This window comes from Azospirillum oryzae (assembly GCF_008364795.1).
In the GTDB taxonomy this organism is placed as follows: Bacteria; Pseudomonadota; Alphaproteobacteria; order Azospirillales; family Azospirillaceae; genus Azospirillum; species Azospirillum oryzae.
In genome coordinates this window covers 328468-344501 of record NZ_VTTM01000006.1, presented here as the reverse complement: position 1 = coordinate 344501, position 16034 = coordinate 328468, and the positions used below count along the sequence as shown (strand labels likewise).

General features: G+C 67.6%; 14 protein-coding genes. 11 read left to right on the top strand and 3 right to left on the bottom strand.

The features are described from left to right. Positions 1–83: 83 nt before the first annotated feature. Positions 84–1241 (bottom strand): bifunctional nicotinamide-nucleotide adenylyltransferase/Nudix hydroxylase, encoded by a 1158-nt coding sequence (locus tag FZ938_RS18690; RefSeq protein ID WP_149199955.1) that lies wholly within the window; start codon positions 1239–1241, stop codon positions 84–86. 353 nt (positions 1242–1594) lie between these two features. Between FZ938_RS18690 and FZ938_RS18685 the strand changes: the two genes are divergently transcribed. From FZ938_RS18685 to FZ938_RS18635, 11 genes are all read left to right on the top strand, one after another. Beyond that, positions 1595–2470 (top strand): AraC family transcriptional regulator, encoded by an 876-nt coding sequence (locus tag FZ938_RS18685; RefSeq protein WP_149199954.1) that lies wholly within the window; start codon positions 1595–1597, stop codon positions 2468–2470. Between the two features lie 90 nt (positions 2471–2560). After that, the gene (locus FZ938_RS18680; protein ID WP_149199953.1) at positions 2561–5587 is read left to right on the top strand and encodes a xanthine dehydrogenase family protein molybdopterin-binding subunit; all 3027 of its coding nucleotides are present in this window, start codon (positions 2561–2563) and stop codon (positions 5585–5587) included. Further along, positions 5584–6420, top strand: coding sequence for an FAD binding domain-containing protein (locus FZ938_RS18675; protein ID WP_149199952.1), 837 nt, complete (start codon positions 5584–5586; stop codon positions 6418–6420). The genes FZ938_RS18680 and FZ938_RS18675 overlap by 4 nt, the downstream gene beginning before the upstream one ends. Continuing rightward, positions 6408–6938, top strand: a complete 531-nt coding sequence (locus FZ938_RS18670) for a (2Fe-2S)-binding protein (RefSeq protein ID WP_149199951.1) — start codon at positions 6408–6410, stop codon at positions 6936–6938. The genes FZ938_RS18675 and FZ938_RS18670 overlap by 13 nt, the downstream gene beginning before the upstream one ends. Further along, positions 6931–8478 (top strand): AMP-binding protein, encoded by a 1548-nt coding sequence (locus FZ938_RS18665; protein ID WP_149199950.1) that lies wholly within the window; start codon positions 6931–6933, stop codon positions 8476–8478. Before FZ938_RS18670 ends, FZ938_RS18665 begins: the two co-directional genes overlap by 8 nt. Before the next feature lie 63 nt (positions 8479–8541). Next, on the top strand, positions 8542–9351 hold the full coding sequence (locus FZ938_RS18660) for an enoyl-CoA hydratase/isomerase family protein (RefSeq protein WP_246799061.1): 810 nt from the start codon (positions 8542–8544) through the stop codon (positions 9349–9351). Between the two features lie 44 nt (positions 9352–9395). Beyond that, positions 9396–10580, top strand: a complete 1185-nt coding sequence (locus FZ938_RS18655) for an ABC transporter substrate-binding protein (RefSeq protein ID WP_149199948.1) — start codon at positions 9396–9398, stop codon at positions 10578–10580. 24 nt (positions 10581–10604) lie between these two features. Further along, positions 10605–11498, top strand: a complete 894-nt coding sequence (locus tag FZ938_RS18650) for a branched-chain amino acid ABC transporter permease (RefSeq protein WP_149199947.1) — start codon at positions 10605–10607, stop codon at positions 11496–11498. Beyond that, the gene (locus FZ938_RS18645) at positions 11491–12534 is read left to right on the top strand and encodes a branched-chain amino acid ABC transporter permease (RefSeq protein WP_149199946.1); all 1044 of its coding nucleotides are present in this window, start codon (positions 11491–11493) and stop codon (positions 12532–12534) included. Before FZ938_RS18650 ends, FZ938_RS18645 begins: the two co-directional genes overlap by 8 nt. Next, a complete protein-coding gene (locus tag FZ938_RS18640; RefSeq protein WP_149199945.1) occupies positions 12531–13313 on the top strand; it encodes an ABC transporter ATP-binding protein in 783 nt (260 codons plus the stop codon). Before FZ938_RS18645 ends, FZ938_RS18640 begins: the two co-directional genes overlap by 4 nt. Positions 13314–13318: 5 nt before the next feature. Then, positions 13319–14026 (top strand): ABC transporter ATP-binding protein, encoded by a 708-nt coding sequence (locus tag FZ938_RS18635; protein WP_149199944.1) that lies wholly within the window; start codon positions 13319–13321, stop codon positions 14024–14026. Positions 14027–14193: 167 nt separating this feature from the next. Here FZ938_RS18635 and FZ938_RS18630 read toward each other — a convergent pair whose 3' ends face one another. After that, positions 14194–14868 (bottom strand): TetR/AcrR family transcriptional regulator, encoded by a 675-nt coding sequence (locus FZ938_RS18630; RefSeq protein ID WP_149199943.1) that lies wholly within the window; start codon positions 14866–14868, stop codon positions 14194–14196. A gap of 123 nt (positions 14869–14991) precedes the next feature. Continuing rightward, a complete protein-coding gene (locus FZ938_RS18625; protein ID WP_149199942.1) occupies positions 14992–16011 on the bottom strand; it encodes a TRAP transporter substrate-binding protein in 1020 nt (339 codons plus the stop codon). Positions 16012–16034: the final 23 nt, after the last annotated feature.

The following is a 16034-nucleotide window of genomic DNA, read 5'->3' as shown; positions in this document are numbered from 1 at the left end:
CTGTCCGGCGGGCTTGGTCCTCTTACTGGAATGCGGCGATGGCCGTGAAGGTGGCTGGCAACCGCAACGGTCAGGCATCGCGCTCAGCTGTTGGACAGCGCGATCAGTGTTTGGATGATGTGAAAGTGATCTTCGAACATCTGTTCGGGATCGATTTCCGCGATCGGCACCCAACGGGCCGATTTGGCGTCGTCGCCGCCGCGCACCTTGGGGAAACCTTCGTCGGTGGCCTTGAGCTGGATGAGGAAGGCCTGGGTCACCGTGCGCCCGCGCGACGAGCGGTAGGGGTGATCGAAAATTTGGCTGGCGCGGATGCCGCCCTCCAGAAAGCCCGCCGGAACCTTGAGTTTCGTTTCCTCCCGCAACTCCCGGATCATGGCGTCCTTGATCCGCTCATGCTGACCGACGAAGCCGCCGGGCAGTGCCAGCAGGCCGCGTCCGGGCAGGCCCCGGCGTTCGACCAACAGGACGTGACCGGACAGAACCACCACTGCATCGGTGGTCAGGAAGGTCGGAGGGTAGGGAGCATTGGCCCACCCCGCCTTGTATTTGGCGATATAGGCGCTTTCCTCGGCCAGCCGCTTGTACTCATCGGTGCGCGCGAACTCCGCCATGAAGGCGGCGACATTCGCGGGCAGTGCTTCTTTCCACGCCTCGAGCGCCGCTGTCGCGTCGGCGAAATAGGCGTCGCGGATGGGCGTGGCCGAAATCCCCCGGCAGTTCATGCATTCCACGGCGCCCCATTGCGGGAACATGCGCAGATAGTAGCTGCTGTGGTCCTTCGAGTGACCGATCAGGCCGACCCTTGGGGCTGAGCCATCGGCAGGCCGGTGATGCTGCACGACGACGCCATGCACCGTGGCCTGCACATCGCGGATCCATTCCAGGTCGTTGTAGCGGTCGATGAGGGGAAGCACCGTGATGCGCTCGCACTCTTCCGGTGTGAAGGCGCCCACTATGCAGGAGCGCACCTCTTCGAAGCGGAAGGGATTGCGGTGGCTGCGCGCCTGACGCGACGATCCGACCAGCACGATCAGATGGCGCCCCAGCGACAAAGCCCGCTGCATGACTGTGAGATGGCCGAGATGGAACGGGCGGAAGCGGCCGACAAAGACCAAAAAATCGTATGCCGAGACGCTTTCGGCTCTGGTGGCCAAGGGACCTTGGGCACAGGGAACCGCGGTCTTCCTCGGCAACGACAGGGTGCCGGACTCGCGTCCGGTGCAGCTGGTAGAGACCATGCTCAGCAAGCTCCTTGCTGAAAGAACGCCGCAGTCTATCTGCGACACAGGAACGATACGGTCATGGCGGAGGTTTCTCAAGGTCTTCGTGCATACTCTTTTGGAGCAATGACCCTCCTCCGAATCAGTGGACACCTCTGCCAAGCGCCGGATGGAGTATCCGCTGTCTTCGGGCAGCGGGCCGGCCCTTCTTTATTGCCGCTCCTTCTCCTGTTGCCGGCAGCCATGCGTCCAAGGGATCCCATCCGATGGATCTGGTAAAGGTGGTCGCTGACGATTAGCTTGTAAAGCAAACTATCGAAGATCACCCCGGCCGCTGCTGGCCGAGGGCGGGTAGGAAAGGACCGGAAGCCATGTCGAAAGCGATGCGCATCCATCAGGGAAGCTTTGGCCGCGTCGCCTTGTTGGACATGGACAATGCGTTGATCCATCACGCGCACCCCCATTGCCATGTGCTGATCAAGGCGTCGGGTGCCGACACCCGCTTCGCGGTGGGGGAGCGGCTCTATCCGCTGCGTGACGACACCGCGGTGCTGGTCAACAGCTGGGAGGCCCATTCCTATGCCCATCAGCCGGGCGCACCGCGCACCGTGATCCTGGCGCTGTACATCGAGCCGCGCTGGCTCGGTGCCATGCAGCGGGAACTCAACGCCAGCGGCAATCCCGGCTTCTTCGCGCAGTCCTGCGGCGAGCTGACGCCGTACATCCGCCGGCTGGCCGACCGCATGGCGGCGGAACTGCTGTATGACGACCCGTCCGGCGAGAGGATGGAGGAGGCACTGTTCGACCTGATGATCGCCATCATCGACCGTTTCTCCGAATGGCGGACACTGGGCGGCACGCGCTATGCCGCCCCGGCGGCCGGCGACTTCCGCATCCGTCAGGCCATTCGTTTCATGCGGGGAACCCTGGGCGAGGAATTCGACGCCGGCCGCGTCGCCGCCGCCGCCGGTCTGTCGCGTGCCCACATGTTCCGGCTGTTCCAGCAGACGATGGCGATCACCCCGGCGCTCTATTTCAACGTGCTGCGGATGGAAGCGGCCATCGACGCCATGGCCGCCGGGGTGGAGAGCGCAACCGAGGTATCGGGCCGGCTCGGCTTTTCGGCGCCCAGCCATTTCAGCCGTTTCTTCCGCAATCACCAGGGCGTGACACCCACCGAGTACCGCCGCGTCGTCAATCTGGTGGACCGGGCAGGCGGAGGGCCGCCTGAGGCCGGGCATGCATGAAAATGAGACGCTAGGGTAAATCGCGACACTCCACGGTAAAAGCGTTGCGGGGCGCAGGGTCTAGTCTTCTCCGGTAACCGGAGGATGACGATGACGGCCACGCAGACCGCCACGCAGACCATTGAAACCAAAGCAAGTCCGGCGCCATTCGTCGGTCGCGCGATGCCGCGGGTCGAGGATGCGGCGCTGCTGACCGGCGTCGCCCGCTATGCCGACGACCTGCCGGTGAAGCCGGGCACCCTGCACGCGGCGATCCTGCGCTCGCCGCACGCCCATGCCGACCTGCTGGGCATCGATACCGCCGCCGCCCTGGCGGTTCCCGGCGTCGCCGCCGTGGTGACCGGGGCGGACGCCCAGCGCCATGCCAGCGCCTTCCTGGTCGGCGTCCGTGCGCCGATGGAGCATTGGTGCCTCGCCATCGACCGCGTGCGCCATGTCGGCGAACCGGTGGCTGTGGTGCTGGCCGACAGCCGCTATCTGGCGGAGGACGCGCTCGACCGCATCGAGGTGCGCTATCGCCCGCTGCCGCCGGTGACCTCGATCGCCCTGGCGCTGGAGGAGGGATCGGAGCCGCTGCATCCGGCGGTGGGCTCCAACCTCGTCAACAGCCGCAGATTCCGCTACGGCGATCCCGAGGCCGCCTTCGCCCGTGCCGCCCGCACCGTGTCGGTCGAGGTCGAGTATCCCCGCAACTCCTGCACCCCGATGGAGTGCTTCGTCGTTCTCGCCGACTATGACGCGGCTGAGGATTCCTACGAGGTGCTGTCCAACTTCTCCGGCCCCTTCGCCGTCCATCCGGTGATGGCGCGGGCGTTGAAAGTGCCGGGGTCGCGGCTGCGGCTGAAGACGCCGCCCCATTCCGGCGGCAGCTTCGGCAACAAGCAGGCGGTGTTCCCCTATGTCGTGCTGATGGGGCTGTGCGCCCGCGTCGCCGGCCGGCCGGTGAAGTGGGTGGAGGATCGGCTGGAGCATCTGATGGCCGCCACCTCGGCCACCGCGCGCCGGATGCGCATCGACGCGGCGGTGGAACCGGACGGCCGGGTGCTGGCGCTGCGGATGGAGCAGACCGAGGATTGCGGCGCCTACCTGCGGGCACCGGAACCGGCCTCGCTCTACCGCAACCACGGCAACCTGACCGGCGCCTATGACATTCCCAACCTGGCGGTGAGCAACCGCATCGTCGTCACCAACAAGACGCCGACCGGCCTCAACCGCGGCTTCGGTGGCGGGCAGCTCTATTACGGGTTGGAGCGGCTGATGAACCGGGTGGCGGCGGAACTGGGGCTCGACCCGCTCGACGTCATCCGCCGCAATCTGGTAGCGGCCGACGCCATGCCATACCGGACGGCGTCGGGCGGGACGCTCGACAGCGGCGACTACCGGGCGACGTTAGAGCAAGCGGTACGCGAAGGGGCGCTCGATACGCTGAAGGCACGGCGCGACGCCTTGCGGGCGGAGGGGCGGCTCTACGGCATCGGCTATGCCGCGGTGGTCGAGCCGTCGATCTCCAACATGGGCTACATCACCACCGTTCTGACCGCCGAGGAACGGCACAAGGCCGGGCCGAAGAACGGCGCGCAGGCGACGGCCAGCGTCGCCGTCGATCCCACCGGCGGCGTGTCGGTGACGGTGGCCTCGGCGCCCCAGGGCCAGGGGCACCGTACGGTGCTGGCCCAGGTGGTGGCCGACGTCTTCGGCCTGCGCTTCGAGGACATCCGCGTCAACACTGACCTCGACACCGGCAAGGATGCCTGGTCGATCGCGTCGGGCAACTATTCCAGCCGCTTCGCCGGGGCGGTGGCGGGGGCGGCGCAGGTGGCGGCGACCCGGCTGCGCGGCCGCATGGCGGCGCTGGTCGCCGGTCCGCTGAATTGCCGGGTGGAGGATGTGCGCTTCGCCGGCGGCAAGGTCTTCTCCGACGCCAACCCGGACAACAGCCTGTCCTTCTCCCGCGTCGCCGCCGCCGGCCATTGGGCCCCCGGCACGCTGCCGGACGGGCAGGAGGCGGCGCTGCGCGAGACCGCCTTTTGGACGCCGGAGCCGCTGAAGGCGCCGACCGACGCCGATCACATCAACAGCTCGGCCTGCTACGGCTTCATCTTCGATTTCTGCGGGGTCGAGATCGACCGGACGACGGGCGCGCTGCGGATCGACCGCTACGTCACCATGCACGATGCCGGCCGATTGCTGAACCCGCTGCTGGTGGAAGGCCAGATCCTGGGCGGTTTCGCCCATGCCGTCGGCACCGCGCTGTATGAGGAATACGCCTATGGCGACGACGGCCGGTTCCTGTCCGGTACCTTCGCCGACTATCTGGTGCCGACCGCCTGCGAGGTGCCGGTCCCGGTGATCCTCCATCGCGAAAGCCCGTCTCCGGTGACGCCGCTCGGCGCCAAGGGGGTGGGGGAGGGGAACTGCATGAGCACGCCGGTCTGCCTCGCCAATGCGGTGGCCGATGCGCTGTCCGGCATAGCGGTTGATGAGGTGCCGTCCCTGCCGATCACCCCGGCCAAGCTGGCGGCGCTGATCCATCCGCCGGAACCACCGCGCCCGGCATCCGCCGCGGGTTCCGGGGAAACGTCGCCGCCGGCCGCGGTCAAGGGCGGGCGCGGCTTGACCGGGGAGGGCAGCCGCGAGGTGCCGGCGACGCCCGAACAGGTCTGGGCCATCCTGCTCGACCCGAAGGAGCTGGCGGCGCTGCTACCCGGCTGCGAGGCGCTGGACCTCGTCGGTCCCAACGCCTACCGGGCGGAGGTGGTGGTCGGCATCGGCCCGGTGCGCGGCCGCTACACCGCCGAGGTGGCGCTGTCCGACCTCGACCCGCCCAACGCGCTGACCCTGACCGGCAGCGGGTCGAGCGCGCTCGGCACCGGGCGGGGCACCGGCCACGTCAGGCTGGAGCGCACGGCCGGGGGCACCCGCGTCACCTATCGCTATTCCGCCGAGGTCGGCGGCAAGGTCGCGGCAGTCGGCGGCCGGATGCTCGACAGCGCATCCCGCCTGCTGATCGGCCAGTTCTTCGAGAAGCTGGTCGCCCGTGCCGGCGGCCCGGCTGCACGGCCTGAAACTCCGTCGCTTCTGGCGCGCCTGCTGCGCCTTCTGGGACTCAACCGATGAAACCCGCGTCCTTCGACTATCTGCGGCCGGCGACGGTTGCCGATGCGCTGGCAGCGCTGGCGGCCGGGGGCGACGACGCCCGCGTGATCGCCGGCGGCCAGTCCTTGATGCCGATGTTGAACATGCGGCTGGTGCAGCCGCGCCTGCTGATCGATCTGGGCCGGCTGGAGGAACTGCGCACGCTGCGGGTCGAGGATGGCTGGCTGAGCGTCGGCGCCGCCGTCACCCAGGCCGAGGTGCTGGCCCGCCGGACCCTGGCGCAGGAGGTGCCGCTGCTGGCCGCCGCCCTGCCGTGGGTCGGCCATTTCCAGACCCGCAACCGCGGCACGCTCTGCGGCTCGGTCGCCCATGCCGATCCCAGCGCCGAGACGCCGCTCTGCCTGGTCGCCACCGGCGGCGAGGTGGTGCTGCGCAACCTGCGCCGCCGCCGCACCGTCGCCGCGGCCGACTTCTTCCTGGGGCCGCTGACGACGGTGAAGGCGGCGGACGAGATCGTCGAATGCATCCGCTTTCCGCTCGCCCGGCCGGGCAGCGGCCATGCCTTCCGCGAGCAGTCGATGCGGCACGGCGATTTCGCCATCGCTGCCTGCGCCGCAACGGTGGATGGGGAGCGCGCCAGCCTTGCCGTCGGCGGGGTTGCCGACCGGCCGACGACGCGCTCCTGGCCGCTGGTCGCCGGCGGACTGCCGCCGGATCTCGACGATGCGCTGAACGCTTTTGCCTGGGATCTCGGCGGCGACGACGACCAGCACGCCACCGCGCGCTACCGCCGCGACCTCGTCCGCCGGATCGGCCGCACTGTCCTTGAGGAAGCCCTGTCATGCCGCCGCTGACATCCACATCCGCGCTGACGGCGGAGACGCGACACGCCGTCTCCATCGTCCTGAACGGCACGCCGCGCACCGGCCATGCCCATCCGCGCCTGCTGCTGAGCGATTTCCTGCGCCACGAGCTGGGCGCCCACGGCACCCGCGTCGGCTGCGAACATGGCGTCTGCGGCGCCTGCACCGTCCGCATCGAGGGGGTGGCACAGCGCGCCTGCCTGACCCTGGCGGTGCAGGCCGACGGCCGGCGCATCGACACTGTCGAAGGGCTGGCGCAGGCCAACGGGGGGCGCATGACCGCGCTCCAGGAGGCCTTCCGCCGGCATCACGCCCTGCAATGCGGCTTCTGCACTGCCGGCATCCTGATGTCGCTGACCGATTACCTGGACCGCAATCCCAAACCCACCGAAGAGGAGCTACGCGACATGCTGAGCGGCCATCTTTGCCGCTGCACCGGCTATGCCGGCATCGTCCGCGCCGTGATGGAGGTCACGGGCCAGACGATGAAGGAGGTCGCCCATGTTTGACCTCGGCCGCAGCATCCTGGCCAGCGCGGAACGCAGCCCCGACGCAATCGCCATCATCGACGGCGACCTGCGGCTGACCTACGCACAATGGCTGGAACGCATCCGCCGGCTGGTCGGTGCCTTCGACCGGCTGGCCTTGCGCCCCGGCGACCGCATCGCCACCGCGTTGCAGAACACTTGGCAAATGGCGACCATCCATTGGGCCTGCCAACTCGCCGGCATCGCCGTCGTGCCGCTGAACTGGCGGGTGAAGGCCGACGAGCTGGATTATTGCCTGCCCAACGCCGAGGTGCGCGCCCTGTTCTATCAGGACGTGTCGGCCGACGCCGTCCGGGAGTCCGCCGCGGCGCAGGCTCTGCCCCGCATCGTGGTCGGCGATCCGGCCGATGCCGGCGACCATAGCGACCAATGCTTCGCCGACCTGCTGGACAGCGAGCCGGCTCCGGCGCTGCCGCGCGCCACGGCGGAGCATGTCTCGCTGTTCCTCTACACCTCCGGCACCACCGGCAAGCCCAAGGGCGTGCCGCGCCGCCACCGGACGGAGCGCGCCGCTGCGATCGCCCATGTCGCGCAGAACTGCTACCGCCGGGGTGAGCGCACGCTGGGGGTCATGCCGCTCTACCACACGATGGGGGTGCGCTCGCTGCTGGCGATGGCGCTGGTCGACGGCTGCTTCGTCTGTCTGCCGCGCTTTGACACCGGCCGCGCGCTTGACCTGATCGCGTCTGAGCGGCTGAGCTGCCTCTATCTGGTGCCGACGCTTTACCACGACCTGCTGGCCGATCCGAAATTCGCAAGCACCGACGTGTCGTCGGTGCGCAAGCTGGGTTTCGCCGGAGCGTCGATGACCGACGGCCTGCTGAAGCGGCTGGACGCTGCCTTCCGGCCCGAGCTGTTCGTCAACCATTACGGCTCATCCGAGATCTATACCTTCACCATCGACCAGAACGCGCCGGCCAAGCCGGGGTCGGCCGGCAAGGCGGCGCTGAACCAGCGCATCCGCATCGTCCGTCTCGGCAGCTTCGATCCCGACGACTGCGCCGCGTCCGGAGAGGAGGGACAGATCGTCGCCGACCTGTTCGGCGACGAATCCTTCGAAGGCTATTGGAAGCGGCCGGACGCCGACGCCAAGGCGCTGCATGCCGGCTGGTACTTCACCGGCGACATCGGCTTCCTTGACGCCGACGGCGATCTCTTCGTCACCGGCCGGGTCGACGACATGATCATCACCGGCGGCGAGAATGTCTCGCCGGTCGAGATCGAAAGCGTGCTGTCGCTGCATGACGGCGTGCTGGAGGTCGCGGTCGCCGGCCTGCCCGACGAGCGCTGGGGCCAGCGGGTGGTCGCCTTCGTCAAGCGTGCCCGCGGCGTCGAGGCGACGGATCTCGACGACCATTGCCGCACCTCCGGCCTCGCCAACTTCAAGCGCCCGCGCGAGTACGTCTTCCTCGATGAAATCCCGAAATCGCCGGTCGGCAAGATCCTGCGCCGCAAGCTGCAGGCCGGCGAATTCGCCCTGGAGCAAAGTCCGGTCGAATAGAGCCCGGCCGAACACAGCCCGACACTCTCCTGAATACAGCCCTTATCCATGGAGTTTTCGACCGTGACCCCCTACCGTTTCGACAGCACCGACCGCCTGCTCGCCGACCTCGACGGCTTCCGCGTGGAGATCGACGAGGCCAAGGAACGCGCCGACATCGTGCTGCACCGTCCGCCCTTCAACATCGTCAGCATGCTCCAGCGCGACCAGTTCGCCGCGGTGTTCGCGGTGCTGGACCGCGATCCCAAGGTGCGCGTGATCGTCCTGCGCGCCGAGGGCGAGAACTTCTCGTCCGGCGGCAACATCGCCGGCTTCATGGAGAAGTCGGCGGAGCATGTGTCGGAGCTGGCGGTCAACATCGCCGCCCCGGAACGCTGTCGCAAGCCGGTGATCGCCCAGGTCCGCGGCTATTGCTTCGGCGTTGGCTTCGAGCTGTCGCTGGCCTGCGATTTCCGCATCGTGTCGGAGACCGCGCAGTTCGCCTTGCCGGAAATGCGCATCGGCATGATCCCCGGCTCGGGCGGCTCGGCCCGCCTGCTGCACATGATCGGCATCTGCCGGACCAAGGACATGGTGATGCGGGCCAAGCGCATCCCAGGCCGTCAGGCCGCCGACTGGGGCTTCGTCACCGACTGCGTCGCCGACGCCGAGCTGGAAGCGACGGTCGCCGCCCTGGTGGACGAGCTGCGCGGCTTCTCGCCGCTGGCCCAGCGCACGATCAAGGGCGTGCTGAACAGCGGCAACAACGTCTCGGTCAACGGCGCCATCGAGATCGAGGGACAAGCCTACGGCCGCCTGCGCGGCTCGGAGGACTTCAAGGAGGGCGTCGCCTCCTTCCACGAGAAGCGCAAGCCGGTGTTCAAGGGTGTCTGACCGACGCCTCCAAGCACGGACAACATAGGGAGGAACCAAAAATCATGACCAAGACCACGCTTCTCGGCACCGCCGCGCTTATCCTGCTCGGGCTCGCCGGCGGCGCGTCCGCCGCCGAACCGATCCGCATCGGGGTGGTGACCCCGCTGTCGGGCACCTACGCGCCCATCGGCCAGCAGGTCCGCTGGGGGCTGGAACTGGCGACGAAGGAGGCCAACGCCGCCGGCGGCATCATGGGGCGCCAGATCGAACTGCTGTTCGAGGACGAGGAGGCCAACCCCGCCGTCGCCACCCAGAAGGCGGAGAAGCTGTTCCAGGTCAACAAGGTCGATTTCCTGACCGGCACCGTCAATTCCGGCTCCACCCTGGCGGTCGGGCAGCTTGCGGAGCGCAATGGCCGGCTGATCGCCACCACCGTCTCCTTCTCCGACGCCATCACCACCGACAAATGCTCGCCCAACGTCTTCCGGGTGAACGCGCGGGCGGGTCAGCAGTCGGCGGCGCTGGCGGAATGGCTGGCCAAGGACAAGCCGAAGGCCAAGGTCTATTATCTCGGACCCGATTACGAGATGGGCCGCTCCACCGTCGCGGCCTTCAAGGCGGCGGCGGAGAAGACCGGCGCGCAATCGACCGGCGAGGTCTTCGCGCCGCTCGGCAGCAAGGATTACTCGCAGTATTTCGGCCAGCTCCGCGCCGCGCGGCCCAGCGTGCTCTACACCTCAACCGCCGGCAACGACACCGTCCGGCTGCTGACGCAGATGGGCGAGTACGGGCTGCTGCGCAACCTGACCATCGTCGGCGCGTCCGGCACCGTCACCGCCCAGAACATCGGCGCCATCGGCAAGGCGGCCGACGGCTTTGTCACCGGCGTCGGCTATTCGGCGGAACTGGCGACGCCCGAGAACAAGGCCTTCGTCGCCGCCTTCCGCAAGGCCTACGACACCGCCCCCGACCTCTACGGCGCCGATAGCTACGGCCTGATCGGCTTCTTCAAGGCGGCGGTGGAGAAGGCCGGCGGCACCGACACCGACGCGCTGCGCAAGGCAATGGAAGGGCTGAGCTGGAACACGCCCCAGGGCACCAAGACGATGCGGGCCGGCGACCATCAGGCGGTCCAGGACATGTACGCGGTGCGCATCTCGTCGGACGGCACCAACAACCGCTTCGACGTGGTCGGCACCGTTCCGGGCGATGCGGCCATCGGGCCGGACCTCTGCACCCGCTTCTGAGGACGCAGTCAAGGAGCCGATGCCATGGCCGATCTCATCGACTATCTGCAATTCGTCCTGGCGCCGCAGGCGCTGAACGGTCTGTCGCTCGGGGTTGCCGTCGTCCTGATGGCGCTGGGCCTGACCATCATCTTCGGGCTGCTGGACGTCATCAACATGGCCCATGGCGAATTCTACGCCATGGGTGCCTTCCTGTCCCTGACCCTGGCCGGGCTGGGGGTCGGATTCTGGGCGCTGCTGGTGCTGGTGCCGCTGCTGATGCTGCCGATCGGCTGGCTGGCCGAACGCTGGCTGATCGCGCGGGTCTTCCACAGCCGCGACCGCCACATCCTGACCCTGCTGCTGACCTTCGGGCTGGGGATGATCCTGGAGGATCTGCTGAAGCTGATCTATGGACCCAACACCCTGCGGCCCGAGAACCCGATCGAGGGCGGCACCGAGATCCTCGGCATGTTCCTGCCGAACTACCGGCTGTTCCTGATCGGCTTCGGCCTCGCGCTGATCGCCGCGGTCTGGCTGGTGGTCTTCCGCACCGGGCTGGGCGCCATGGTCCGGGCGGCCGCCTTCGACAAGGACATGGCCTCGTCGCTGGGGGTGCCGGTGCGCCGGGTCTATGCCGGAACCTTCGCCTTCGGCGTGGCGCTGGCCGGGCTGGCCGGCGTGCTGCTGGCGCCGATCTATTCGGTGTTCCCGACCATGGGACGCGATTTCATCCTGATGGCCTTCACCGTGGTGATCGTCGGCGGGATGGGGTCGATCCAGGGGGCGGTGATCGCCGGCCTGCTGCTGACCCAGGTGCAGGCGCTGTCGAGCCTCTATATCTCGCCGGTCTGGTCGGACCCGCTGGTGTTCGGGATCATGGTGCTGGTGCTGATGGTCCGGCCGCAGGGCCTGTTCGGGAGGCTGGGACATGCCTGAAGCCACCACGTTGCGCACCCTGTCCGATCCCGGCCGCGCCGGTCCGGCGTCCCGGCTTTCCCGTCTGGCCCCGGTCCATTGGCTGGCGCTGGCCTTCCTGGCGGCGGCGCTGGGCTTCGCCGCCGCGGCCTGGGCGACCGGCAATGGATTCTACCTGCGGCTGGCGACCGAGGCGCTGATCTTCGCCGGGCTGGCGATGAGCGTCGACCTGCTGCTGGGCTATACCGGGCTGCTGTCGCTGGGGCAGGCGCTGTATTTCGGGCTGGGCGCCTATGTCTCGGCGCTCGTCCTGCGCGATGTCGCCCCCAGCTTCTGGCTGGCGATGGCGGCGGCCCTGCTGGCGGGAAGCGTGGCGGGCCTGATCGGCGGCGTCATCGCCAACCGGGTGAAGGGCGTCTATTTCGCCCTCATCACCTTCGGGCTGGCCCAGGTCGCCGCCAAGACCGTCTACAACACCCGCGCGCTGGGAGCGTCGGATGGGCTGATCGGCATCCCGCAGATCCAGGTTGGATTTGGACCGGTCAGTCTCGACACGGCCGATCCGCTCTCCTTCTTTCTGCTGGTACTGGCCCTGACCGTCGCGGCCTATGCCGGGCTGGCCTATCTGATGGACGCGCCGTTCGGGCGGACATTGGCCGCCATCCGCGCCAACGAGAAGCGCGTGCCGTTCCTGGGCTTCAACGCCTGGCGCTACAAGCTGGCGGTCTATGTGCTGGCGGCCTGCGTCGCGGCGCTGGCGGGGGCGCTCTACCCGATGCTGCGCGGCTTCGTCTCGCCGGAACTGATGTTCTTCGAGACCTCCGGCAACGCCGTCATCACGGTCATCGTCGGCGGCGTCGGCACACTGGTCGGGCCGGTGGTGGGCAGCCTGCTGCTGACCGCCCTGCGCTCCGTCGTCGGATCCTGGACCGAGCATCACCTGATCGTCGTGGGGGTCATCTTCATGCTGTCCGTCATCTTCCTGCGCAAGGGGTTGGTCGGCGCCCTGCTGGCCCGGCTGAACCGCCGCGGCGAATCCGGGAGGACGGGGTCATGATCGCATCCTCCCTCAAGACGGCGGCAGCCGGTGCGGGCGTAGCCTGTGCGCTCGGCGTGCGCGACCTGTCGGTGAATTTCGGCGGGCTCCAAGCGGTGGCGGGCGTCGGCTTCGACGCCGCCGCCGGGCGGATCACGTCAGTCATCGGGCCGAACGGGGCGGGCAAGAGCACGCTGTTCAACCTGATCAGTGGCGCCATCCGCCCTACCGGTGGCCGTGTGACCCTGGACGGCGCCGACGTCACCGGGCGGTCCCCCGACCGCCTGCTCGCCGCCGGACTGTCGCGGTCCTTCCAGATCACCAACCTGTTCTTCGAACTGCCGGTGCTGGAAAATCTGCGGATCGCCGCGCAGGTGCTGGAGAGGCCCTGGTATGCGCTGCGTCCGGTCGGCCACAGCCGCCGGGCGCTGGCCAAGGCCGACGCGCTGCTGGAGCGCTTCGGCCTGTCGGCCAAGGCGCGCGAGCTTGCCGGCAACCTGTCGCACGGCGAACAGCGGCGGCTGGAGATCGCGGTGGCGCTGGCCGCGGAACCGCGGGTGCTGCTGCTGGACGAGCCGACCCAGGGCATGAGCCATGGCGACACGGCCGACACCGGCGCGCTGATCCGTTCGCTGGCCGGCGAACTGACGGTGCTGCTGATCGAACACGACATCGGGCTGGTGATGAGCCTGTCGGACCATGTCGTCGTGATGGCCCAGGGCCGGAAGATCGCCGAAGGGCCGCCCGCCGTGGTGCGCGCCGATCCCGCCGTTCAGGCCGCCTATTTCGGACACGGGTGACACCCATGCTTTCCATCGAGAACCTGCACGCGCATTACGGCCTGAGCCATGTTCTGCAAGGGGTGTCCCTGCAGGCCGGTCCGGGCGAGGTGGTCGGGCTGTTCGGCCGCAACGGCGTCGGCAAGACCACCATCCTGAAATCCGTCGCCGGCTGGGTGCCGGCCAGTTCCGGCGCGATCCGCTTCGACGGGGTCGATCTGGCCGGGCAGACACCCGACGCGATCGCCCGCCTTGGGCTCGGATTGGTGCCGGAGGATCGACGCATCTTCCCGGGCCTCAGCGTCGAGGAGAACCTGCGGCTGGGGCTGCGCCAATGTCCCGGGCGGGCGCGCCGGGAGAATGAACAGGCGATCGGACAGGCTTTCGCCCGCTTCCCCCGGCTGGCCGAGCGGCGGCGGCAACTCGGCACCACCTTGTCCGGCGGCGAGCAGCAGATGCTGGCGATGGCCCGCGTGATGGTGGGGACCGCCAGGCTGTTGCTGATCGACGAACCGACGGAAGGTCTGGCGCCGATGATCGTCGACGAGATCTTCGCGATCATCACGGAGCTGAAGCGGGCGGGATTGACCATCCTGCTGGTGGAGCAGAACATCCACCGTGCCCTGGATGTCGCCGACCGCTTCTACGCGGTGGAACGGGGGCGCATCACGCTCCATGGTGAAGCGGCCTCCCCTGCCGATCGTGCCCGGCTGATGGAGATGGTTGCCGTATGATCCGGCGGTCCGTTCTGATGTCCCGTCTCCCGATCCTGGGAGCAGGCTGAAGCGCGGCATCAAGTTCCAGCTGCGATAGGTTGACGGTGCCCTTTCGATGCCGTCCGCTGTCCACTCACGCCGTGGTGCGAGAGCCGACGCATCCATCTTTGCGCCTCGAACCGGAGCTAGGTGCTTGCTGTCCCCTTGAGCAGGCTGACGATGGCGTCCGCAATCATCCTTTTGTGGCGGGCGCGGGTGTCGGTGGCGGTCAGGTCCTGATGGAAGATCAGATTGAAGGTGTGGCGGTTCGACACCCGGAAGAAACAGAAGGCGCTGATCATCAGATGCAGGTCGATCGGCTGGATGTCGGTCTTGAACACGCCCAAAGCCCGGCCGCGCTCCAGGATTCGGGCCAGCGTGTCGATCACCGTGATGTTCAGATTGGCGATCGCCTTCGATTTCTTCATGTGTTCGGCGCGGTGGATGTTCTCGATGCTCACCAGCCGGATGAAGTCCTCGTGCTGTTCCTGATAGTCGAAGGTGAAGTCGATCAGGGCGCGGATCGCCGCCTCCGGCTCCAGATTCTGTAGGTTCAGGCGGTTCTCGATGGCGCGGATGTCGCCATAGACCTTCTCCAGCACGGCAAGGTACAGTTCCTCCTTGCCGCCGAAGTAATAGTAGATCATGCGCTTGGTGGTGCGGGTGCGCGCGGCGATGGCGTCGACCCGGCCACCGCTGAAGCCCAGCGAGGAGAACTCCTCCGTCGCCACCTCGAGGATGTCCTGGCGGGTGCCTTCCGGATCGTTCTTGCGGCTTGGCTTGGTTTTGTTGGTTGTGCCGGTCGCGTCGTCCGCCGTCATGCCCTGTCCCATGGTTTTGCGGCGCGGAGAGCGCCCTTAACGGAGGTAATGGACGAACGTTGGGGAAAGCTCAATGCCGGAGTGGTGGAGTGCGCGAACGCACTCCACCACAGGGCTTCACCGTCAGTTCGAAGCGCGTTTCTTTTCGATCGTCGCATAGGCCTGCGTGACCAGCGCATCGCCGATTTCGGCCTTGTACTTGTCGACCACAGGCTTGACCTTCTCACGGATTTTGGCGAGTTCATCGGCCGGCAGTTCGTCGATGATCATGCCCTTCGCCTTCAGGGATGCCAACGCATCGGCTTCCTGCCCGCGCGACAGATTGCGTTGGAAGACGGTGGCTTCGGCGGCAGCGCTCTGGAGCAGAGACTTTTCATCGGCGCTCAGCGTATTCCAGAACTTGCCGGAGACGATCAGTGCCTGCGGATTGTAGATGTGCCGCGTGAGCGTCATGTATTTCTGGACCTCGTTGAACTTGGTCAGCTCGATGGTCTTGGGCGGATTCTCCTGTCCATCGACGGTCCCGGTCTCCAACGCGCCGTACAACTCCGGGAAGGCCATCGGTACCGGGTTGGCGCCCAGCGCTTTGAAGATGTCGATGTAGATCGGCGTCTGGATCACCCGGATCTTCAGGCCGGCGATGTCGGCGGCGGTCTTCACCGGCCGGCGGTTGTTGGTCAGGTCGCGGAATCCCAGGTCCCAGAAGCCAAGGCCGACCAGACCCTTCTCCGGCAGCTTCGCCATCAGCTGCTCGCCGACAGGGCCGTCCAGCAGGGCGTCGGCCTCCGACGCGCTGTTGAACAGGAAGGGAAGGTCGACCAGGGCGAATTCCTTGGCCTGGGAAACCAGGATGCCGGCATTCATCACCGACATTTCGATGATGCCGCCCTGCATCGCCGACACGGTCTGCACGTCGCCGCCCAGCGTGCCGCCGGGGAACAGCTTCACCTTGATCTTGCCGCCGCTCTTCGCCTCGACGATGTCGGCGAATTTCTGGGCGCCCTGGCCCTGCGGGTGTTCCTTGACGTTCTGGAAGGCGAATTTGATCGAGCGGTCCTTGTAATCCGCAGCGCCGGCGGCACCGGCGAACAGCAGGCCCGGCAGCAGCAGGCCGGCGAGCAGGGATTTCATGCGCGTCTTCATGGGATTTCCTCCGGTTTTCATTC

Coding starts and splice junctions, on each gene's coding strand:
- FZ938_RS18690 (WP_149199955.1), bottom strand. CDS start 1,241: ATGGTCTCTACCAGCTGCACCGGACGCGAGTCCGGCACCCTGTCGTTG.
- FZ938_RS18685 (WP_149199954.1), top strand. CDS start 1,595: ATGTCGAAAGCGATGCGCATCCATCAGGGAAGCTTTGGCCGCGTCGCC.
- FZ938_RS18680 (WP_149199953.1), top strand. CDS start 2,561: ATGACGGCCACGCAGACCGCCACGCAGACCATTGAAACCAAAGCAAGT.
- FZ938_RS18675 (WP_149199952.1), top strand. CDS start 5,584: ATGAAACCCGCGTCCTTCGACTATCTGCGGCCGGCGACGGTTGCCGAT.
- FZ938_RS18670 (WP_149199951.1), top strand. CDS start 6,408: ATGCCGCCGCTGACATCCACATCCGCGCTGACGGCGGAGACGCGACAC.
- FZ938_RS18665 (WP_149199950.1), top strand. CDS start 6,931: ATGTTTGACCTCGGCCGCAGCATCCTGGCCAGCGCGGAACGCAGCCCC.
- FZ938_RS18655 (WP_149199948.1), top strand. CDS start 9,396: ATGACCAAGACCACGCTTCTCGGCACCGCCGCGCTTATCCTGCTCGGG.
- FZ938_RS18650 (WP_149199947.1), top strand. CDS start 10,605: ATGGCCGATCTCATCGACTATCTGCAATTCGTCCTGGCGCCGCAGGCG.
- FZ938_RS18645 (WP_149199946.1), top strand. CDS start 11,491: ATGCCTGAAGCCACCACGTTGCGCACCCTGTCCGATCCCGGCCGCGCC.
- FZ938_RS18640 (WP_149199945.1), top strand. CDS start 12,531: ATGATCGCATCCTCCCTCAAGACGGCGGCAGCCGGTGCGGGCGTAGCC.
- FZ938_RS18635 (WP_149199944.1), top strand. CDS start 13,319: ATGCTTTCCATCGAGAACCTGCACGCGCATTACGGCCTGAGCCATGTT.
- FZ938_RS18630 (WP_149199943.1), bottom strand. CDS start 14,868: ATGACGGCGGACGACGCGACCGGCACAACCAACAAAACCAAGCCAAGC.
- FZ938_RS18625 (WP_149199942.1), bottom strand. CDS start 16,011: ATGAAGACGCGCATGAAATCCCTGCTCGCCGGCCTGCTGCTGCCGGGC.